At 72.2% G+C, this 21,017-nt stretch carries 17 protein-coding genes; 10 read left to right on the top strand and 7 right to left on the bottom strand.

Annotated features, from left to right (window positions below; all coding sequences use genetic code 11):
- Window positions 1–39: 39 nt before the first annotated feature.
- Window positions 40–1,335: a phenylacetate--CoA ligase PaaK gene (gene paaK / locus GTY67_RS00490; protein WP_161277364.1), complete on the bottom strand. Its 1,296-nt coding sequence runs from the start codon at window positions 1,333–1,335 to the stop codon at window positions 40–42.
- Window positions 1,336–1,505: 170 nt separating this feature from the next.
- Here paaK and GTY67_RS00485 point away from each other — a divergent pair, with 170 nt between their 5' ends.
- Complete coding sequence (locus GTY67_RS00485; RefSeq protein WP_161277363.1) at window positions 1,506–3,026, top strand: alpha/beta hydrolase; 1,521 nt, start codon at window positions 1,506–1,508, stop codon at window positions 3,024–3,026.
- Between the two features lie 13 nt (window positions 3,027–3,039).
- Here the strand turns inward: GTY67_RS00485 and GTY67_RS00480 are convergent, their stop codons facing one another.
- Window positions 3,040–4,659, bottom strand: a complete 1,620-nt coding sequence (locus GTY67_RS00480; protein ID WP_161277362.1) for an acyl-CoA synthetase — start codon at window positions 4,657–4,659, stop codon at window positions 3,040–3,042.
- 166 nt (window positions 4,660–4,825) lie between these two features.
- On the opposite strand from GTY67_RS00480, the gene GTY67_RS00475 reads away from it, so the two are divergent.
- Genes GTY67_RS00475 through GTY67_RS00460 form a run of 4 tightly spaced genes read left to right on the top strand, consistent with a single transcriptional unit; the run spans window position 4,826 to window position 8,845 of the window.
- Window positions 4,826–5,626 carry a crotonase/enoyl-CoA hydratase family protein gene (locus tag GTY67_RS00475; RefSeq protein ID WP_161277361.1) on the top strand — a complete coding sequence of 267 codons (801 nt, stop codon included), beginning with the start codon at window positions 4,826–4,828 and terminating at the stop codon, window positions 5,624–5,626.
- A 59-nt stretch (window positions 5,627–5,685) separates the two neighbouring features.
- On the top strand, window positions 5,686–6,633 hold the full coding sequence (locus tag GTY67_RS00470; RefSeq protein WP_161277360.1) for an OB-fold nucleic acid binding domain-containing protein: 948 nt from the start codon (window positions 5,686–5,688) through the stop codon (window positions 6,631–6,633).
- Window positions 6,634–7,686, top strand: a complete 1,053-nt coding sequence (locus GTY67_RS00465) for a thiolase domain-containing protein (protein ID WP_161277359.1) — start codon at window positions 6,634–6,636, stop codon at window positions 7,684–7,686. It begins immediately after the preceding gene.
- A complete protein-coding gene (locus GTY67_RS00460; protein ID WP_161277358.1) occupies window positions 7,679–8,845 on the top strand; it encodes a thiolase domain-containing protein in 1,167 nt (388 codons plus the stop codon). The genes GTY67_RS00465 and GTY67_RS00460 overlap by 8 nt, the downstream gene beginning before the upstream one ends.
- 21 nt (window positions 8,846–8,866) lie before the next feature.
- On the opposite strand, the gene GTY67_RS00455 is transcribed toward GTY67_RS00460, so the two are convergent.
- Window positions 8,867–10,414: a hypothetical protein gene (locus tag GTY67_RS00455; RefSeq protein ID WP_161277357.1), complete on the bottom strand. Its 1,548-nt coding sequence runs from the start codon at window positions 10,412–10,414 to the stop codon at window positions 8,867–8,869.
- 263 nt (window positions 10,415–10,677) lie between these two features.
- Between GTY67_RS00455 and GTY67_RS00450 the strand changes: the two genes are divergently transcribed.
- Entirely contained in the window at window positions 10,678–11,178 is a 501-nt protein-coding gene (locus tag GTY67_RS00450) for a hypothetical protein (RefSeq protein ID WP_093694429.1), read from the top strand.
- A gap of 156 nt (window positions 11,179–11,334) precedes the next feature.
- Here the strand turns inward: GTY67_RS00450 and GTY67_RS00445 are convergent, their stop codons facing one another.
- From GTY67_RS00445 to GTY67_RS00435, 3 genes are all read right to left on the bottom strand, one after another.
- Window positions 11,335–13,548, bottom strand: coding sequence for a germacradienol/geosmin synthase (locus GTY67_RS00445; RefSeq protein ID WP_161277356.1), 2,214 nt, complete (start codon window positions 13,546–13,548; stop codon window positions 11,335–11,337).
- Window positions 13,549–13,725: 177 nt separating this feature from the next.
- Window positions 13,726–14,385, bottom strand: a complete 660-nt coding sequence (locus tag GTY67_RS00440) for a transglycosylase SLT domain-containing protein (protein WP_093694431.1) — start codon at window positions 14,383–14,385, stop codon at window positions 13,726–13,728.
- A 457-nt stretch (window positions 14,386–14,842) separates the two neighbouring features.
- The gene (locus tag GTY67_RS00435; RefSeq protein ID WP_161277355.1) at window positions 14,843–15,979 is read right to left on the bottom strand and encodes an aminoglycoside phosphotransferase family protein; all 1,137 of its coding nucleotides are present in this window, start codon (window positions 15,977–15,979) and stop codon (window positions 14,843–14,845) included.
- A gap of 231 nt (window positions 15,980–16,210) precedes the next feature.
- Between GTY67_RS00435 and GTY67_RS00430 the strand changes: the two genes are divergently transcribed.
- On the top strand, window positions 16,211–17,707 hold the full coding sequence (locus tag GTY67_RS00430; RefSeq protein ID WP_161277354.1) for a hypothetical protein: 1,497 nt from the start codon (window positions 16,211–16,213) through the stop codon (window positions 17,705–17,707).
- 93 nt (window positions 17,708–17,800) lie between these two features.
- On the opposite strand, the gene GTY67_RS00425 is transcribed toward GTY67_RS00430, so the two are convergent.
- Window positions 17,801–19,219: a SpoIIE family protein phosphatase gene (locus tag GTY67_RS00425; RefSeq protein ID WP_161277353.1), complete on the bottom strand. Its 1,419-nt coding sequence runs from the start codon at window positions 19,217–19,219 to the stop codon at window positions 17,801–17,803.
- A gap of 273 nt (window positions 19,220–19,492) precedes the next feature.
- Here GTY67_RS00425 and GTY67_RS00420 point away from each other — a divergent pair, with 273 nt between their 5' ends.
- The 3 genes from GTY67_RS00420 to GTY67_RS00410 all read left to right on the top strand — a co-directional run bounded on the left by GTY67_RS00420 (window position 19,493) and on the right by GTY67_RS00410 (window position 20,966).
- Window positions 19,493–20,341 (top strand): phosphotransferase, encoded by an 849-nt coding sequence (locus GTY67_RS00420; protein ID WP_161277352.1) that lies wholly within the window; start codon window positions 19,493–19,495, stop codon window positions 20,339–20,341.
- Between the two features lie 128 nt (window positions 20,342–20,469).
- Window positions 20,470–20,634: a 50S ribosomal protein L33 gene (gene rpmG / locus GTY67_RS00415; RefSeq protein WP_093694435.1), complete on the top strand. Its 165-nt coding sequence runs from the start codon at window positions 20,470–20,472 to the stop codon at window positions 20,632–20,634.
- 71 nt (window positions 20,635–20,705) lie between these two features.
- Window positions 20,706–20,966: a type B 50S ribosomal protein L31 gene (locus GTY67_RS00410; RefSeq protein WP_161277351.1), complete on the top strand. Its 261-nt coding sequence runs from the start codon at window positions 20,706–20,708 to the stop codon at window positions 20,964–20,966.
- Window positions 20,967–21,017: the final 51 nt, after the last annotated feature.

Below are 21,017 nucleotides of genomic sequence, written 5' to 3'. Positions count from 1 at the left end.
GTCAACGGGGCTGTGCCACCCCCTCCCGGACTCCCGGTCTCACCCCGTGCCGGACTCCCGCAGGTCCACGATCCGCCGGATCTTGCCCACCGAGCGCTCCAGCGACTCCGGATCCACGATCTCGACCCCCACCGACACCCCGACCCCGTCCTTCACCGCCGCCGCGATCGCGAGCGCCGCCTTCTCCCGGTCCGCCGACGTCGCGTCCGCCCGCGCCTCCGCCCGTACCGTCAGCGCGTCCAGACGGCCCTGCCGGGTCAGCAGGAGCTGGAAGTGCGGGGCGACGGCAGGCGTACGCAGCACGATCTCCTCGATCTGCGTCGGAAACAGGTTCACCCCGCGCAGGATCACCATGTCGTCGCTGCGCCCGGTCACCTTCTCCATCCGGCGGAAGTTCCGGGCCGTCCCCGGCAGCAGCCGTGTCAGGTCGCGGGTGCGGTAGCGGATCACCGGCATCGCCTCCTTGGTGAGCGAGGTGAAGACCAGCTCGCCCTCCTCCCCGTCCGGCAGCACCTCGCCGGTGAACGGGTCCACGACCTCCGGATAGAAGTGGTCCTCCCAGATGTGCAGCCCGTCCTTCGTCTCCACGCACTCCTGCGCCACCCCGGGGCCCATCACCTCGGAGAGCCCGTAGATGTCGACGGCGTCGATGGCGAACCGGTCCTCGATCTCCCCGCGCATCCCCTCGGTCCACGGCTCCGCGCCGAAGATCCCCACCTTGAGGGAGGTCGTGCGCGGGTCGACACCCTGCCGCTCGAACTCGTCCAGCAGCGTCAGCATGTAGGAGGGCGTGATCATGATGATCTCGGGCCGGAAGTCCTGGATCAGCCGCACCTGGCGCGCCGTCATCCCGCCGGACGCGGGGATCACCGTGCAGCCGAGCCGCTCGGCCCCGTAGTGCGCGCCGAGGCCGCCGGTGAACAGCCCGTACCCGTAGGCCACATGGACCTTGTGACCGGGCCTGCCGCCCGCCGCGCGGATCGACCGGGCGACCACGTCCGCCCAGGTGTCCAGGTCCCGTTCGGTGTAGCCGACGACGGTCGGGCGCCCGGTCGTGCCGCTGGAGGCATGGATGCGCCGGACATCCCGCTCCGGCACGGCGAACATCCCGAAGGGGTAGTTGTCGCGCAGGTCGGCCTTGGCGGTGAAGGGGAAGCGGGAGAGGTCGGCGAGCGTACGGCAGTCCCCGGGCCGCAGCCCGGCCCCGTCGAACGCCGCCCGGTAGAACGGCACGTTCTCGTACGCATGGCGCAGAGTGGTGCGGAGCCGTTCCAGCTGGAGGGCCTCCAGATCCGCGCGGCTCAGCTGCTCCGCCGCGTCCAGCATGGCTGTCATGAGGGCCCATCCTCTCCCGAACCGGGCGACCGATCATTCGGTCGATCTTCCTGGGAGCAGTAATTCAGGAGGCCGGGGGCGCTGGCAAGAGGTGTGCGCGGACCCGTTCCGGATCGGCTCGCGGCGGAGCCCCGTGCGTTCGTCCATGTGTTCCTGTTTTGATGGACGGCATGCCGATCTTCTCCGCGTACGACACCACCCGGCTCGCCTACCACCTGGTGGGGGAGGGCGAGCCGCTGATCTGCCTGCCCGGCGGGCCGATGCGGGCGAGCGCGTACCTCGGGGACCTCGGCGGGCTCTCCGCCGTACGGCAGCTGGTCCTGCTGGACCTGCGCGGCACGGGGGAGTCCGCCGCACCCGAGGACCCCTCGGCCTACCGGTGCGACCGGCTCGTGGCCGATGTGGAGGCGCTGCGCGAACACCTCGGGCTGGACCGGATCGACCTGCTGGCCCACTCGGCGGGCGCGGATCTGGCCCAGCTGTACGCCGCCCGGCACCCCGAGCGGCTGCGCACCCTGACCCTGGTCACCCCCTCCACCCGCGCCGCCGGCATCGAGGTGACCGGCCAAGACCTGCGCGAGGCGGCCGAGCTGCGCAGCGGCGAGCCCTGGTACGCCGAGGCCCGGGCCGCCCAGGAGGCGCTGCTCGCCGGCGGGCCCTTCGCCGAGCTGTGGCCCGCCGTCCGGCCGCTCACCTACGGCCGCTGGGACGACGCGGCCCGGGCCCATGCCGCCGCCTCCGCCGGGCAGACCAACTCCGAGGCGCGCGGCCGCTACGACGACGGCGCGTACGACCCCGCCGCCACCGTCCCCGCCCTGCGCGAGCTGGCCGTGCCGGTGCTCGTCCTCGCCGGGGAGTACGACGGCCACCCGAGCCCGGACCGGGCGACGGAGCTGGCCGCGCTCTTCCCGTACGGCGAGTTCGCCGTCCAGCGGGGCGCGGGGCACTTCCCGTGGCTGGACGACGCGGGCGCCTTCTCCCGTACGGTGGCGGCCTTCCTCGACCCGGACGTCCTCACCGCGCGGGCGGGCGGTGTCCGGCTCGCGTACCGGGTGTGGGGCGAACCTTCCGCACCGCCGGTCGTCCTCCTCCACGGCCGGGCCGGCTCCTCCCTCACCTGGACCCGTATCGCCGAGGAGCTCGCCGCCGAACACCGCGTGTACGCACCCGACTTTCAGGGCCACGGGCTCAGCGATTGGCCCGGCCGCTACTCCTTCGAGCTCTTCCGCGACGACCTGCACGCTTTCCTGGAAGCCCGCAATCTGGCCGGTGCCACCGTCGTCGGGCACTCCATGGGTGGCGTGGCCGCCTACCTCCTGGCCCAGCGCGAGCCCGGACTCATCGGGCGACTGGTCATCGAGGACGCCCCGCCGCTCCTCCCTCTCGACCCGCCCCGGCCGCGCGCCGAACGCCCGGAAGGCGAACTGGACTTCGACTGGGCCGTCGTCCCGGACATCGACGCCCAGCTGAACGACCCGGACCCGACGGGCCGCGAACGGCTGGCGGAGATCACCGCCCCGACCCTGGTCATCGGCGGTGGCACGACGAGCCACATCGACCAGAAGCAGCTGGCCGAGATGGCGGAGACCATCCCCGACGCCACGTTCGCCTCCGTCGAGGCGGGCCACCTCGTCCACGCCACCCGGCCGGCGGAGTTCCTCGCGGCGCTCAGGTCGTTCGGCCTGGGGTGACCCGTCCGCCGCCTCACACGGCGGTGCCGGCCGCCGCCACCGCCTTCGCCCAGCGGTAGTCCGCCTTGCCGCTCGGCGAGCGCTGGATCCGGTCGGTGAGGACCAGGGCGCGCGGGATCTTGTACCCGGCGAGCCGGGTCCGGCAGTGGGCCTGCACCGCGTCGAGGTCCAACGCGGTTGCTCCCTCCCGCAGTTCGAGGACGGCCGCGACCCTGCTGCCCCAGCGCTCGTCGGGAACGCCCGCGACGAGCGCGTCGTACACGTCCGGGTGGGACTTGAGCGCCTGCTCCACCTCTTCCGGATAGACCTTCTCCCCACCGGTGTTGATGCACTGCGAGCCCCGGCCGAGCACGGTGACGATGCCCTCCGCGTCCACGGTCGCCATGTCGCCCAGCAGCACCCACCGCTCATCGCCCTTGCGGAAGAAGGTGTCGGCGGTCTTGCCCGGGTCGTTGTAGTAGCCGAGCGGCACATGGCCGCGCTGCGCGATGCGGCCCACCTCGCCCGGCGCCACCGGTTCGTACGTCGCCGGATCGACGACCGCCGTACGGGAGTTGACCTGGACCCGGAAGCCGCGCTCCGGGCCCGAGTCGGCGGTGGCCGTGCCGTTGAAGCCGGACTCGGACGAGCCGAAGTTGTTGAGCAGCATCACGGTCGGCACGAGCGCCTGGAACTCCGCCCGCACCGAATCCGACATGATCGCCCCGGAGCTGGAGACGGAGAACAGCGACGAGCAGTCCGTCCCGCGCAGCGGGCCGTTGAGGGCGTCGATCAGCGGACGCAGCATCGCGTCGCCCACCAGCGACACACTGGTGACCTTCTCCTTCTCGATCGTCCGCAGCACCTCTTCGGGGACGAACTTGCGTTGCACGACCACCCGTTGGCCGAAGTTGAACCCGATGAACGCGGTCAGCGTGGAGGTGCCGTGCATCAGCGGGGGAGTGGGGAAGAAGGTGATGCCCCCGCCGCCCGCCGCCACCCGCTCCGCCAGCTCCTGCGGACTCTTCACCGGTTCGCCGGTCGGCGCGCCGCCGCCCAGACCGGAGAAGAACAGGTCCTCCTGGCGCCACATCACGCCCTTCGGCATCCCGGTCGTGCCGCCGGTGTAGATGATGAACTGGTCGTCCGCGGAGCGTGGTTCGAAGCCGCGCGCGGGTGAGCCGGAGGCCTCGGCCTCGGTGAAGGGGACGGCCGCCAGGCCCGCGCGTGCGGCCGTGGACCCCACCCGGACCAGGTGGCGCAGGCCGGGGGCCTGCGCGGACGCCGCCGCCACCCGCTCGTCGAACTCGCCGTCGAAGACCAGCGCCGCCAGATCCGCGTCCCGGTAGAGGTAGACCAGCTCCTCCTCCACGTAGCGGTAGTTGACGTTCACCGGCACCAGGCGCGCCTTCAGCGCTCCCAGGACCGTCTGGAGGTACTCGATGCCGTTGTAGAGGTGCAGCCCCAGATGTTCGCCCGGGCGGAGGCCCGCACCGATGAGGTGGTGGGCGATCCGGTTGGCGGCGGCGTCCAGTTCGGCGTAGGTGAGGCGCCGCTCGGCACCCGTACCGGGATGGTCCACGTACAGGAGCGCCTCCCGGTCGGGGACCACGTCCGCGACCGACTCGAACAGGTCGGCAAGGTTGTACTCCACCGTTCCTCCTGACCCCGGATGACTGGCGACTCGGCCGTCATTAGAGCGCCGGGCGCCACAAGTGGGAAGGGGTGGCGCCGAAAGAATCTGACGAGCTGTCAGAAAACTATTGAACTGCGACCCCGCCTACTGCAACCTGTTCCAGGTCTGCAGACGGGAGTTGGTCATGGGCGGTACGGAACACCTCACCGTGGAGCGCAGGGGCGCCACGCTGGTGCTCACCTTGAACAGACCACAGGCCAGGAACGCGTTGTCGCTGCCGATGCTCGTCGGCCTGTACGACGGATGGCTCGCGGCCGACGCCGACGACGAGGTGCGCTCCGTCGTCCTGACCGGGGCGGGCGGCGCGTTCTGCTCCGGCATGGACCTCAAGGCGCTCGCGGGCGGCGGCATGGAGGGCGAGGAGTACCGGGAGCGGATGGCCGCCGACCCGGACCTCCACTGGAAGGCGATGCTGCGCCACCACCGCCCGCGCAAACCGGTGATCGCCGCCGTGGAAGGGCCGTGTGTCGCCGGCGGCACCGAGATCCTCCAGGGAACGGACATCCGCATCGCCGGGTCAGGGGCTACCTTCGGGCTCTTCGAGGTGCGGCGCGGCCTCTTCCCGATCGGCGGCTCCACCGTCCGGCTGCCCCGCCAGATCCCCCGCACCCACGCCCTCGAAATGCTCCTCACCGGCCGCCCGTACACCGCCGACGAGGCCGCGGCCATCGGGCTCATAGGCAGGGTCGTGCCCGACGGCACCGCCCTGGAGGAGGCCCTCGCCGTCGCCGAGCGGATCAACGCCTGCGGGCCCCTCGCCGTGGAGGCCGTCAAGGCCTCCGTCTACGAGGGCGCCGAGCTGACCGAGACCGATGCCCTGGCCGCCGAGCTCAAGCGCGGCCGGCCCGTGTTCGCCACCGAGGACGCCAAGGAGGGCGCCCGCGCCTTCGCCGAGAAGCGCCCGCCCGTCTACCGGCGCGCCTGAGCCCCGGGCCCCCGGGTTCCTGAGCGCTGAGTTCTGATCCCTGAGCCTAGGAGAGTGCCATGACCGACGTCCTCAGCGCCCCGCTGGTGGTCGAATTCCCCTTCACCCGTTCCCTCGGCCCCGTCCAGAGCGCCTTCCTCACCGGACTGCGCGAACGCACCGTCCTCGGTGTCCGCACGGACGACGGCACGGTCCTCGTGCCGCCCGTCGAGTACGACCCCGTCACCGCGAGCGAGCTCCGCGAACTCGTCGAGGTCGCCGCCACCGGCACGGTCACCACCTGGGCCTGGAACCCGTCTCCGCGCCGCAACCAGCCGCTGGACACCCCCTTCGCCTGGGTGCTCGTCCGCCTCGACGGCGCCGCCACCGCGCTCCTGCACGCCCTGGACGCGCCCGGACCCGCCGCCGTACACACCGGGATGCGGGTCCGGATCCGCTGGGCCGCGACGCGGACGGGCGCCATCACCGACATCGCCTGCTTCGAGCCGTACGACGGTGAGGCGGGGCCCGGCCAACCCGCGCCGCACGAAGGGGAGTTCGCCGACCCCGTCACCGGCATCGCCGCCCCCGCCCGCCTCGACTACGTCCACACCCCCGGCCGAGCCCAGAGCGCCTACCTCAAGGCCCTCGAAGGCCACCGAACCGTCGGCGAACGCTGCCCCGCCTGCCGCAAGGTCTACGTACCCCCGCGCGGAGCCTGCCCCACCTGCGGCATCGCCACCGAGGAAGAGGTCGAGGTCGGCCCGCGCGGCACCGTCACCACCTTCTGCATCGTCAACATCAAGGCGAAGAACCTGGACATCGAAGTCCCGTACGTCTACGCCCACATCGCCCTCGACGGCGCCGACCTCGCCCTCCACGGCCGCATCGCCGGGATTCCGTACGACCAGGTCCGCATGGGGCTGCGCGTGGAACCCGTCTGGGCCGAGGGCGCCCGCCATCCCGACCACTACCGGCCCACCGGCGAGCCCGACGCCGACTACGACACGTACAAGGAGCTGGTGTAGATGCGAGACGTGGCGATCGTCGCCTTCGCCCAGACCGCGCACCGGCGGCGTACCGACGAACTCTCCGAGGTCGACCTGCTGATGCCCGTCCTCCACGAGGTCCTCGGGGCAACGGGGCTGAAGGCCAACGAGATCGGGTTCACCTGCTCCGGCTCCGCCGACTACCTCGCCGGACGCGCCTTCTCCTTCACCATGGCCCTCGACGGCGTCGGCGCCCACCCGCCCATCTCCGAGTCCCATGTCGAGATGGACGGCGCCTGGGCGCTGTACGAGGCCTGGGTGAAGATCATGACCGGTGAGGCGGACACCGCGCTGGTCTACTCGTACGGCAAGTCCTCACCCGGCGAGGTCCGCGACGTCCTCTCCCGCCAACTCGACCCGTACTACCTCGCCCCGCTCTGGCCGGACTCCGTCGCACTCGCCGCCCTCCAGGCCCAGGCCCTCATCGACGCGGGCGACACCGACGAGACCGCCCTCGCCGAGATCGCCGCCCGCAGCCGCGCCGACGCCACCGCCAACCCGTACGCCCAGCTCACCGGCGACGTCCCCGCGGGCGACCACCTCGTGCACCCGCTGCGCACCGGCGACTGCCCGCCCATCGGCGACGGCGCCGCCGCCGTCATCCTCGCCGCCGGGGACACCGCCCGCGCCCTGTGCGCACGGCCCGCCTGGATCCGGGGCATCGACCACCGCATCGAGGCCCACAGCCTCGGCGTCCGCGACCTCACCGACTCACCCTCCACCCGGCTCGCCGCCCAGCACGCCGGAGCCTTCGAACGGCCCGCCGACACCGCCGAGTTGCACGCCCCGTTCACCTCGCAGGAGGTCGTCCTGCGCAAGGCCCTGGGGCTCGGCGACGACACCCGCGTCAACCCGTCCGGCGGGGCGCTCGCCGCCAACCCGGTCATGGCGGCGGGCCTGATCCGGCTCGGCGAGGCCGCCGCCCGCATCCACCGCGGCGAGTCCGACCGGGCCCTCGCCCACGCCACCTCCGGGCCCTGCCTCCAGCAGAACCTGGTCGCCGTCCTGGAAGGGGAGAGCGCTCATGTCTGAGGAGCCCGTCGCCGTCGTCGGCATCGGCCAGACCAAGCACGTCGCCGCCCGGCACGACGTCTCCATCGCCGGACTGGTCCGCGAGGCGGCCGTCCGCGCCCTGGAGGACGCCGGACTGACCTGGAGCGACATCGACGCCGTCGTCATCGGCAAGGCCCCCGACTTCTTCGAGGGCGTCATGATGCCGGAGCTGTATCTCGCCGACGCGCTCGGCGCCGTCGGCAAACCCATGCTCCGCGTCCACACGGCGGGCTCGGTCGGCGGATCGACCGCGCTGGTCGCCGCCAACCTCGTCGCCGCCCGCGTCCACCGGACCGTCCTGACCCTCGCCTTCGAGAAGCAGTCCGAGTCCAACGCCATGTGGGGGCTCTCCCTGCCCGTCCCCTTCCAGCAGCCCCTGCTGGCCGGGGCAGGGGGCTTCTTCGCCCCGCACGTCCGCGCGTACATGCGCCGTACGGGAGCCCCCGACACGGTCGGCTCGCTCGTCGCGTACAAGGACCGCCGCAACGCGCTCAAGAACCCCTACGCGCACATCCATGACGCGGACATCACCCTGGAGAAGGTCCAGGCGTCGCCCATGCTCTGGGACCCGATCCGCTACTCCGAGACCTGCCCCTCCTCCGACGGGGCCTGCGCGATGGTCCTCACCGACCGGGACGGCGCCGCCCGCGCACCCCACCCGCCCGCCTGGGTGCACGGCGGCGCCATGCGCAGCGAACCGACGCTCTTCGCGGGCAAGGACTTCGTCTCCCCGCAGGCGGGCAAGGACTGCGCAGCCGACGTCTACCGGCAGGCCCGGATCACCGACCCGCGCCGGGAGATCGACGCCGTCGAGATGTACGTCCCGTTCTCCTGGTACGAGCCGATGTGGCTGGAGAACCTCGGCTTCGCCGGTGAGGGCGAGGGGTGGAAGCTCACCGAGGCGGGCGTCACCGAACTCGACGGCGACCTCCCGGTCAACCCCTCGGGCGGGGTGCTCTCCACCAACCCCATCGGCGCGTCCGGCATGATCCGCTTCGCCGAAGCCGCACTCCAGGTACGGGGACGGGCCGGCGAGCACCAGATCGACGGGGCCACCAGGGCGGTCGGCCACGCCTACGGGGGCGGGGCGCAGTTCTTCGCCATGTGGCTCGTCGGATCGCAGCCCCCGCCGGGGTGACGCCCCCGCCGGTGGGACGCCTCAGGGCAGGGGGCAGCTGAGCGGGAGCACCCGCTCGGTCAGCCGGCCCGTGAGGCGCCCGTCGGTGACGGCGGCCTCCTCCAGCCAGTCCGCCGCGATCAGCTGCTCCACCAGGGATTCCAGCTCGCCGGGGTCGACAGCGCACCAGGAGGCCAGGACCGCCGGATCGATGCCCTCGCCCTCGGGCCCCAGCCGTCCGTCGGTCGTCGTCCGGATGGCCAGGGCCAGGGCGAGGAGCCGGACAGCGGCCCCGGTCTTCTTCTTGCGGAGCTTCTTGTCCCCGACGACCCGCTGGGCCCACCCGCTGAGCTTGGGACGGGTTTTCCGGCCGAAGTCGAACGGACCCTTGCCGTCCTCGTCGGGCATCAGGGACGGGATGGTGATCGGAGTAGGGCTCTCGGGCCGGGAGGCGAGCAGATCGTCGGCGGTGCCGGGGATGGACAGCCACCCGGAGTCCAGGAGCCGCCCGATCAGCTCCTCGGGCTCCGCCAGGGGCAGCCCCTTGACGTCCTGCCCCACCAGGTTGCCGGTGCCGGTGAGTGCCGAGCGCAGGGTCAGCATCACCGCCATCAGCCGGGCCTCGGGGCCGGGCAGCGGGGTGTGCTCGGCGACATGGGCGAGGACTGTCCGGGCGTGCTCCCACTGGGTGAGCCCCGGCAGCAGGCGGCTGGTGACCTCTCCGTCGCCGACCGGGCTCTGGCCGGTGCGCTGCTGGTGCTGGAGGAGAGCGGCGGCGGCCGCCTGCTCGGCGCGCTGCGCCTCCAGCCGCAGGTCGGTCTCACCGGTCACCTCCCACCACGTCGTGAAGGCCTTCGCCTTACGGGAGTGGAGCTCGGCGAGTTGCGCCAGATCCGGCTCGGGCCGCTGCTGGTAGGCGCGGAACAGGTCGCCCAACTCGATCAGCTCCTCGCGCAGGGCGACCGGGTGCAGATCGTGCGGCACGATCCGCTGCGCGATCTTCCCGGTCCGGCGGTTGCGCCGGGGCTTCGGGCGGGGGGCGGGCACCGCCCGGGGGACGGGGGCCGGGGACGAGGCGGCGTGGGAGAACTGCGGCCCCGCCGGGACGGGCGGCCGGCCGGTGACGGGAGGGGCTCCTGCCGCGGGGGCCGGGCTCGCGGCGGCCGGGGCGGTGGCGACGATCTTCGCGGAGGGGTGGGCGGCCGCACACCGGGCGCAGCACTCCAGAGCCCGCCACCAGCGGCCCTGCCGGTCGTTGATGACGGCCATCACGACCGGGCCGCCGCACCGCGACGGCACGGCCCGCTCACGCGGTCCCGTCTCCCGGGTGTGGGTGTGGCACTCCTCGGCCCGGCAGGCGCAGTACGCCTCGGGCCGGGGCCCCGGGGCGGCGCGCAGATGCGTCGCCAGGTGCGCGACGGCGGCGGTGCGGCCGACGGCGGCGGAGGGCAGGATCTGGGGAGCGCAGGCCGGGCGGGCGCATGAGACGCGTACCGCCGCACCGCCCCGGTCCGCCGGGTCCAGGCGCACCATCCACGCCCGCCCCACCGTCCGCTCTTCCAGCCCGCTCACAGTGCCCTCCACCGTCATGCTGTCCTCTCTCCCGGCCGTATCGCCGTACCCGCATGTCACACTCGCCGCTGCCTCGACGGGCGGGGCAGGGCGGTGGACCCAACGGTATGCGTCACGGAACCTCTCAGCGGGCGAACTTGCGCCGATTCCACGCGGAAGAGTCTCTGCCGGAGCGGTGCGCGTGGATTCCCGCCGGTGACCGGAGGACCGGCGCCCCCGGGGCCGGGTTCCGCCCCCGGGCCCGGCTCCGCAACGTGAGCCGGGCCACGTAACATGTCAGCATGTCCTTTCTCCGCCGCCGTAGTGCCGCAACACCCGCGGGCCCGGACTTCGACGTCCTGGCCATGGACCCGGGGGACTGGCCCGGCAACCTCGGCGCCGGTCTGCTCCCCGCGCCCGACGGCAGCTGCCAGGGCGTCTTCCTCCGGTACGACCTGTACGGCGGCCGGGGCCCGGCCATGATCATCGGTAACCTCCCGGAGGGCTCGCCCGCCCGTGAGACCGAGGACGGCCAGGTTCCCTTCGAGGTCGCGCAGCTGCTGCTGGCCCTGGAGAACGACGAGCCGATCGAGGTCGTCAGCAGCGAGGACGTCCCCGTGATGCAGGGCGACAACCTGCTGATCGTCCGCCGGGTGAAGCTCTCGGAGAGCCGGATCGCCTGCGTCCAGTTCGACCGCAGCGACGGGGTGCTCGTGACCATCGCCAGCTGGGACCGGCCCATCACCGACGACCTCTACACCCTTCTGAAGCCCCTGCCCGCAGAGCTGTTCCAGCAGGGCTGAAACGTCACTGCATAGGCCGCCCGCATATGCCGGGCGGTCTATTTCTATGCCTTCGCGAGGGGCTTGCGGCTGTTGCTCCGGTCGCCGACGGCCCGCCGTGAGGTGCTCACGACGGGCCGTCGGCCGGGAGCCGCGGGGCCCGCAGGCGCAGGGTGCTTATCCCCTGCTGCCCGCCGGCTCCGCCATCAGCCGGGTCACCTGCGCCGCCGAGGTGCCGAGCCCCGTGGGACCGCCGAGGTGCCAGGGGGCGCCGTGGCCGCGCCGCAGGTCCTCCTCGCGGTACCGGCGGCAGCCCCGGTGCCAGATCAGGATGCCCGCGAGCCAGTGCTTGAGCTCCAGCACATAGCCCGCCAGCACCTCCCGCGCCTCGGCGTCCAGGCCGAAGTCGTCGTACAGCACCGGCAGTTCGACCTCCGCCACGTGCAGGAACTGCCGCAGCCGCGACTTCATCAGGTCGTGCACGATCGCGACGCCCGTCGGATAGTCGACCCCGAAGAAGTTCTGCACGACCAGGACGCCGTTGTGCACCTCACCCTCGTACTCGATCTCCTTCTGGTACGAGAACAGGTCGTTCAGCAGGCACGCGTAGTCCGCCGCGGCGTTCTCCAGGGAGCGCATCGGGCCGCTGCGGTAGACCGCCTCCGGCACCGTCCTGCCGTGCCCGAGCCGGCACAGGCTCATCGTGAGGTCCGAACCGAAGGTCGCCCGCCGCATCTCGACGTAGTCGACCGGATCGGGGATACGGTTCTGCGCCTGGTTCGCCAGCTCCCACAGCCAGCTCTCGGTCATCGACTCGATCGCGGTCCGGAAGGTGCGCCGGCCGCCCGGCTCCATCGGTTCCGCGGTCCTGCGCCACAGGTCGCCCAGCGACCGCTCCAGCGCGTTCACCGGCTCCGGGGTGGCCTCACCGTCCAGCGGCATGAAGAGCGAGAGCCGCTCGTTGGCCAGCCGCGCCCCCGCCAGATCCCTGGCCCGCCCGTGCACCACGGGGAACCAGTCGTCCCCGTACGTCCCCCAGGCCAGCCACCCCGAGGAGAGGTCCAGCTCGTCCGGCGTCGCGTCCGGGTGCAGCCCCGCCGCGCACAGGGGGAGGTCGATCGCGATGATCCGCTCCTCGTCCCAGATGTGCGAACCCGGAACCCCCGGCTGCGCCTCCAGGATGCCCATCCGGCGCGCCCAGTCGACGAGCCGGACCCGGGCGCCCTCCAGGTGCGGGCTCAGCGTCGTCCCGAACGGCAGCTCCAGGTCGGGGATGAGGGAGGGGCCCACGTGCTGGTACGGGAGATGGCCGTGGCTGCGGGCCCGTGCCGTCTCCGAACGCAGCGTGAACTTGATCGAGGCGGCGGACATGCCGAAGCCCGCCACCGCCTCGCCGGCCCCGCCGCCGTTCATGTAGCGGCTGGAGCGCATGTGCCACTCGTGGCCGCCGGACTGCCAGTCCTGGAGCCCTTTGACGTACGCGAGGACGGATGCGGTCTGCGCCGGGTCGAGGCCCTTCTCCGCGCAGAGCGGGCCCAGCTCGGTGAGGGCGGTGTTCTCGAACTGCTGGAGCCGTGAGGTCAGCAGGTCGTTGACGGCCTCGGCGGCCTCCTGTGTGGTGCAGCCGAGGAACTTCTCCAGGACGAGGACCCCGTTGCTGTTCTCGCCCTCGTCCTCGACCTCGCGCTGGTACGAGAAGAGGTCGTTGCGCAGGTGCACTCCGTCGGAGAAGGCGTCGCGCAGCACCCGCAGCGGGCGTGAGCCGGCCACCGCTGCCGGCACCTCGGCAGCGGCCGCGTACTCCACGAGCCCGGCCGACCAGGGGGCGCCGCCGACCTTGCGGCGCATCTCGATGTACTCGACGGGGTTCGCGATGCGGCCCTCGTTGATGTTGGAGAGCTCCCACATCGACTCGTTGAGGAGGTTCTCCGTGGACTCGGCGAACCTGGCCCGCCAGGCGTCCGACATCGCGGGGATCGTCCGCTCCCACAGATCGGCGAGGCCCGCCTCGACGGGGTTCTCCGGTTCGGGGGTCGCGGCCCCGCGCTCCATCGGCATGAAGGCGGGCAGCCGGTCCAGATACCGCTTGGCGCCCTCACGGTCGGGCGTGCGCTTGAACAGCTCCAGGAAGTGGTCGTCGAAGAAGAAGACCCACACGTACCAGTCGGTGACCAGGGACAGTGCCTCGGCCGAGCAGTCGGGGTGGGTGTAGGCGCAGAGCAGAGCGTAGTCGTGCGCCTCCAGGTCCTTCTCCTCCCAGATGCCGGATCCCTCCAGCATCCCCATGCCGCGGGCCCACTGACGCGTGTGCGTCCGTGCCGCCTCCACATGAGGGTTGAGCCGTGCCGGATACGGAACATAGAAGTCCGGCAGTGAGAAGGGCTGTGCCATGTGCGTCAGGCCTTTCCGGAAGCCTCCGCGCAGTGGTGGGTGCGCGGACCAGTGGTGTCCGCGCCAGCTCTACCCTTCGGCCAACCGGGGCACGCACCAAGGCGATTAGTCAGATAATCGCGGTCTGGTCTGGCCTTACCGGCGGCGGTCCGCCCGGCGGGCGGGATCGACCCGGACTCAGTACGCGGAGTCGACGTTGTCGATGGAGCCGTACTTGTCCGCGGCGTAGTTGGCGGCGGCGGTGATGTTGGCGACCGGGTCGGTGAGCTTCTTCGGGGTGCCCTTGACGTGGTACGCGTCGAAGGTCGGCTGGATCACCTGGAGCAGGCCCTTGGAGGGGATGCCGTTCTGCGCGTTGACGTCCCAGTCGTTGACGGCGTTCGGGTTGCCGCTGGACTCGCGCATGATGTTGCGGTGCAGCCCCTCGTAGGAGCCGGGGATGTTCTTCTTCTTCATGATGTCGAGCGACTCGCGTATCCAGCCGTCGAGGTTGTTCTTGTACTGCTTGGGCGCGGCCACGGCCTTGCGCTCGGTGGAGCGGTTGGCGGCCTGCTTCTCGGAGCGCGCCTTCTCGGCGGACTTCTCGGCGGCGGCCTTCCGCTCGGCCACGGCCTTCTCCGCGGCGGCCTTGCGGTCCGCCGCGGCCTTCTTCGCCGCGATCTCCTTCGCCGTGGGAACGCCGGTGGCGATCTTCTCGGCGGCGACGGAGGACTTGGCCGCGGCGGGCTGTGCGTCGCTCTGCCCGCCGGTCGCGGTGATGGCCGTGACGGAACCGGCCGCGAGGAGCGCGGCGGTGGCGAGCTTGTGGGAGCGGGTGATGCGGATGGTGCGGGGCATGCGTGAGCTCTTCCTGTTGGGGACGGGATCCGCGGCCCGGGGCCGCGTGAGCAGAGACCGAGGGATATCGGCCGCCGACCGCCGGTGGGCGGTCTCGCAGGCTCGGTCTCGGTGCTTGCCGGGATCCATGGTTAACGTCCACCGACACAGGAAGCAATGACCCTATTTACTACTCCTGATAGGAGATTGAGAGGAATATCCTCTTTAGGTGTTTCGTGGGGCTGCGGGGGAGAGCCCGCACCCACTACCGAAGCTCGTAGGTGACGTGGGTCTCGTGGCGCGCCTCACCCGGGGGCGGCCTCCGGGTGGCAGCCGGTCAGCGCTCCGTCACGGAGCGGGGCCGCCTACGGGGGCGTCGGAGAACAGCACAGCGCGCTGCGGGACCGGTGTGTCGGCACCGGTCCCGCAGCGCGCTTCCCTGACACAGTGGTTCTTCGGCGCCCTCGCGCCCGCGCACTCAGCGCGTCCCGACCGCCGCCCGCACGGCCCGGCGCGCCATCGCGCAGTCGTCGTGCAGCCTGCGCAGCAGCAGCCGCTGCTCCTCGCCCGAGGAGAGCACGCCCGGCCGGTCCTGCCCCGCGCTCACCGGCGGTGCCTCCCGCATGGTGCGCTGCACGGCCGTCTCGTAGTTACGGATCTCCCGGGTCAGTACGAGCATCAGGTTGACCAGGAACGCGTCCCGCGCGGCCGGCCCCCTGGCCTGCGCCAGCTGGCTGATCTGGCGCCGCGCCACCGGGGCGTCACCGAGCACCGCCCACAGGGTCGCCAGGTCGTAGCCCGGCAGATACCAGCCCGCGTGCTCCCAGTCGACCAGCACGGGACCGGTCGGCGACAACAGGATGTTGGAGAGCAGCGCGTCACCGTGGCAGAACTGGCCCATGGGCTGACGGCCGCCCGCCTGGGCCAGGCCGTGCAGCAGCTTCTGGAGGTCGCCCAGGTCGCGGTCGGTGAACAGACCGAGCTCGTGGTAGCGGGAGATCCGCGAGGCGTAGTCCAGCGGCGCCTCGAAGAGCCCGGGCGGCGGCCGCCAGGCGTTCACGCGGGCGATCGCGCCGAGCGCCGCACGGATGTCGGCCCGCGGCGGCGCCTCCGCCGGGTGCCGGGTCAGCGCGGCCACCCGGCCGGGCATCCGCTCGATCACCAGCGTGCAGTTCTCCGGGTCCGCCGCGATCAGCCGGGGCACCCGAACCGGGGGGCGGTGCCGGACGAACGCGCGGTACGCCGCTATTTCGTGCTGGAACCGCTCCGTCCACGCGGGGGAGTGGTCCAGTAAACATTTCGCGACGGCGGTGGCCCGACCGGTGGTGCCCACGATCAGGACGGAGCGGCCGCTGCGCCGCAGGACCTGGACCGGGTTGAACTCGGGGCAGATGCGCTGCACGGAGGCGATGGCCATCCGCACCTGTGCGCCCTGCGGCCCGGAGAGGTCGATTCTTCCGCTGAGAGGTCCTGCACCCGGTCCCGCCGCCCGCCGGGTCCGGCCCAGGCCCTGCGCCGGCGCACCGGCGTGGGGGGCGAGATACGGCCCGCCGCCCGTCCCCATGGGACGGAGCGGCCGGGGCGGGGCGGACACGGAGGACGATGCTGTGTACATGGGCGAGACAGATCCCTTCGTGCGCCGACAAGTCACGTGCGCCAACCCGGCCGACGGCCGTTCGGCACCCTGGGGAGTACCTAGGGCTGCCGGGCGGGGTGGCGCTTTCCTACCTGACAACGAGTCACGGGTGGCAGACCATCTGGCGGACCCTGGCGAACCCTGGCGAATAGTCACAGCGCATCTGACAGGGGGTTAGTGTCAAGTCAGCCGAGAACCTGGGGGCTTGACGTGACCGGAGAACCCAACACCCGTCTTAGCGACCTGTTCGGCCTGGCCGGCTGGTCCAAGGGCGAACTCGCGAGAATGGTGAACCGGCAGGCGGCGGCCATGGGCCACCCGCAGCTGGCCACCGACACCTCGCGGGTCAGGCGCTGGATCGACATGGGGGAGTCCCCCCGTGATCCCGTGCCCGAAGTGCTGGCAGCCCTGTTCACCGAGCGGCTCGGCCGTGTCGTGACCATCGAGGACCTCGGGTTCGGCCGACGCGGGCGTGTGGGGAAACGGCGGGACTCGGGGACGGAGCACAACCCCGATCAACTGCCGTGGGCGCCCGAACGGACGGCAGCGGTCCTCACCGAATTCACGGGAATGGACCTCATGCTCAACCGACGCGGCTTGGTGGGTGCGGGCGCCGCGCTCGCCGCCGGCTCAACCATCGCCGGCCCCATGTACGACTGGCTGCACAGCGACCCCGTCCTGGCGGCCGACGCGCCACGCGCCAACGATCCCCAGCACGCCGACCCCGCCGGTTTCGACCGGTACGAGGCCGCGCCCGTGGGCTCCGAGGAGATCGAGGCCCTGGAGCACTCCGTCGAGGTGTTCCGCGCCTGGGACGCCTCCCGCGGCGGCGGGCTCCAGCGCAAGGCCGTCGTGGGCCAGCTCAACGAGGTGGGCGGCATGCTCGCCTACCGCCACCCCGACCATCTCCAGCGCCGCCTGTGGGGCGTCGCCGCCAACCTCGCCGTACTCGCGGGCTGGATGTCCCACGACGTCGGCCTCGAACCCACCGCCCAGAAGTACTTCGTCATCGCCGCCCACGCGGCCAGGGAGGGCGGCGACCGGCCGCGCGCCGGTGAGGCGCTCTCCCGCGCCGCACGCCAGATGGTCCACCTGGGCCGCCCCGACGACGCCCTCGACCTGATGAAGCTGGCGAAATCCGGCTCGGGCGAGGAGACCCTGCCCCGTACGCAGGCGATGCTGCGCACCATCGAGGCCTGGGCGCAGGCGGCGATGGGCAAGGGGCAGGCCATGCGGCGCACCCTCGGCGAGGCGGAGGAGCTCTTCGTCTCGGACAAGGGCGATGTGCCGGCGCCGAGCTGGATGCAGATGTTCGACGAGGCCGACATGCACGGCATGCAGGCCCTGGCGTTCCGCACCCTGGCCGAGCACGACCCGGGGGCGGCGTCCATCGCCCAGCGCCACGCCAAACAGGCCCTGGAGCTGCGGGTCAACGGACGTCAGCGCTCCAAGCTCTTCGACCACATCTCGCTCGCATCGGCCTGCTTCATCGCCAACGACCCCGAACAGGGCGACCGGTACGCCCGGCTCGCGCTGGTGTCGATGGGAGAGACCTCCTCGCACCGCACCTGGGACCGGCTGCGCGAGATGTACCGGCTCACCGGCCAGTTCGCGGGGTACGCCAAGATCCAGGACCTCCGCGAGCAGATCGAACTCTCGCTGCCGCAGAGCCCCGTCGCCAAGAAGGCCAGGGGTACGCAGGCCTGATCCCCGTACGAGTCCGCCGGCGGAGGCCGTAACCGCCGCGCGTACCAACCGTCATGACGCCCCGGCAGCCCTGAAGGCCGCTCCCGCGCTCCCTCACGCCCCGATACGGGCGACCAGCACACACGCGTCGTCCAGGCGCTCGGTCCCGCCGAACTCCTCGACCACGCCCCGTACGCACTCCTGTGCGTCATGGGCCCGGGCGAACAAGGGGGCGAGGGCGAGCAGTTGCTCCGGGCCCGCACCCCGGTCGCTGTGGCGCGTCAGGCCGTCCGTGTGCAGCACCAGCACGTCGCCGGGGAGCAGGCGCACCTCGTCCTGCTCGTGGGCGACCTGGGACGCGGCACCGAGCAGCACCCCCTCCGGGGGAGGCAGCAGGCGCCCCGTGCCGTCACGGAAGAGCAGGGGTGCGGGGTGTCCCGCCTGCGCCCAGGAGAGGAGGCCGGTCGCCGGGTCGAAGCGGCAGCACAAGGCGCTGCCCAGGGCGGGCCGCATCGATTCTTCGAGGAGGTGGTCGAGGTGTCCCAGCAGGGCGCCCGGCCGGATGCCGGCGACGGCCATGCCGCGCAGTGCGCCGAGCATCATGGCCATGGCCGAGGTGGCGGGGATCCCGGGCCCGGTCAGATCGCCGACGGCCAGCAGGGTCCCGCCGTCGGGCAGTTCCATAGCGTCGTACCAGTCGCCGCCGATGAGACCGCCGGAGGCGGAAGAGATGTGGTGGGCGGCGATGTCCAGGGCGCCGTGGCCCTGTCGTCGGGGAAGGGGTGACGAACCGGGCCAGGGCGGCAGGACGGTCTCCTGAAGCTCTCCCGCCATCCGGTGTTCCGTGCGCTCGTCGCGGCGGGCCGAATCCCGGTTCCGGCCGACGGTCTCCTCGCTGCGGCGCAGCTCGCCGACGTCCCGGAGCACGGCCCACATGGAGGCGGTGCAGCCCTCGGAGTCGAGGACCGGTTCGCCCGTCATGTGCAGCGTGCGGACCCGGCCGTCGGGGAGCACGATGCGGAACTCCCCGTCCATCGGCTGCCCGTCCACGAGGCAGCCGGTCACCATGGAGGTCAGCTTCGGCTGGTCGTCGGGGAGCAGCACGGACGGCAGGTCGTCCAGGGACAGCGGCGGCGAACCGGGGGGCCGCCCGAAGATCTCGTACAACTCCTCCGACCAGCTGACCTCGTCGGTGAGGAGGTTCCACTCGGCGCTGCCCACCAGGTTCGGCGAGGAGCCGTCCGGCGCACCGTCCGGGAGTACGCCGCCGTCCCGGGCGGTGGAGCGCCGGGCGGGCAGACCGGCCTTGAGCTGACCCAGGTGCTGGTCGAGGGTGTCGAGGTGCTGGACGGCCAGGTCGCACAGGGCGCGCTGCCAGCGCGCCTGGGGGTCGTCCTCGTCGCTCACCGCCGCGTTCCGTCCCACGGCGTCCACGTCTCCGCGCAGTTGCCGCGCCCGGTGGATCAGGGCGTCGACGGCATCGTGCGCGGGGGGCTGTGGTGCGGGGCGGTCCGCGAACAGATGGGACGGCATCTCGTACTCCGATACAGGCGCGGTGCGGCCGGGTCTCAGGGGTCGACCGCTATCGACTGTCGCACAGGCTGCGGCACCCCGTAAGGGATTCGACGACACTCGATGCGTTGTTGCTTCTGGCATATGCCACAGGCTGCGCGGGGGCGGTGATCCTCCGAACGAGCGTACGGATAAGGGGTGTTGGCCTGCCCCTGTGGCATAGGCGCACCGTGGTGAACGAGCCGAAAGGGAATCCGCGTGCGCGCGGTGGGGCCGACCGGCAGGATGCCCCGCATGCCCGAGCAGCCGCGTGTCACCCTTCCCCCGCAGTCCGTTCTCGACGCCTTCGATCTGCGCGGCACCCCTGAGCCGCTGACCGGTGGTCAGGGGCGCAGCGTGCGGGTCGGCGGGGCCGTCCTGAAACCCGCGGAGGGGGCCGAGGGAGAGTCGGAGTGGGCCGCGTCGCTCCTTGAACGGCTGCCCCGGGGCGCCGGCTTCCGGGTGCCGCGGCCCCTGCGGTCGGCCGAGGGGGCCGGTGTGGTCGAGGGCTGGACGGCCGCCGAGTTCATGGACGGCCGCCCCGGCCCCAGCAGGCGGTGGCCCGAGGTCGTCGCCGCCGGACGCGCCTTCCATGCCGCCCTGCGCGACCAGCCCCGCGCTGAATTCCTCGCCCGCCGCACCCACCCCTGGGCGGTGGGCGACCGAGTCGCCTGGGGCGAGGAGGAGGTCGACGTGGTCGCGGAGCTGGCCGAGCCGTTCGCGCGCCTGCTCTCCCTGCGGCGGCCCGTGGAGGCGGCGGAGCAGATCGTCCACGGCGACCTCACCGGCAATGTCCTCTTCGCACCCGGCCAGGACCCCGTCATCATCGACTTCTCCCCCTACTGGCGGCCGCCCCTCTACGCGGAGGCCGTGGTGATCGGCGACGGCCTGCTCTGGTACGACCCCGCCCCCGCTCTCACGACCGGCGGGGGAGGTGACCCCCGCTGGCGCCAGATGCTGATCCGCGCACTGATCTTCCGGCTCGTCGCACTCAGCGGCCTCGTGGGCCCGTCCTGGCGTGCCGGAGAGAAGGAGGCCGCCCGCTTCCTGGCGGCCACGGAGGCCGTGGGGCGCGGAACGTACGGGGGTCGGGCGCGGCCCTGACGGCTGCTGGGACCGGTGCGATCCGGCCGGGAATGCCGACGGGGCGGGCCGCGTTACCCCATCAGAACGAAAACGAATCCCATTCCCGTTACGAGGGGTGGGGTCGTCGAGTCCCGCAGGAGGCGCCCATGGCACGCAGCGAACTCAGGCCCGTCGTGACCCTCCGGTCCACCGCCGGCACCGGCCACAGCTACGTCACCCGCAAGAACCGCCGCAACACCCCCGACCGGCTGGAACTGCGCAAGTTCGACCCCGCCGCCGGGCGGCACGTCCTCTTCCGCGAAGCCCGCTGACCGCGCGGAGCTGACCGCACGGAAGGGCCCCTGTACGTCACCGCCACCCGCGGTGAGGAAGGAACGCATCGATGAAGCCTCGTATCCACCCCGTCTCCCGCCCCGTGGTCTTCCGCGACCGCGCAGCGGACGTCGCCTTCCTGACCCGCTCCACCGCCGACTCCGGCGAGCGCGTGGCATGGGAGGACGGCAACACCTACCCCGTCATCGACGTGGAGACCTCGTCCGCGAGCCACCCCTTCTACACCGGGGGCCGCCAGGTACTCGACACGGCCGGCCGCGTGGAGCGGTTCCGGCGCCGCTACGGCACCGATGAGGCGTCCCGGAGCTGATCGCACCGGCCCTCCGGCCGATGGCGGAACCGGGGGTCCGTGCCCTGGATC

The organism is Streptomyces sp. SID8374, assembly GCF_009865135.1.
Classification (GTDB): domain Bacteria; phylum Actinomycetota; class Actinomycetes; order Streptomycetales; family Streptomycetaceae; genus Streptomyces.
The sequence above is the reverse complement of the archived record's forward strand: the minus strand, read 5'-3'. Positions and strand labels throughout refer to the sequence as shown.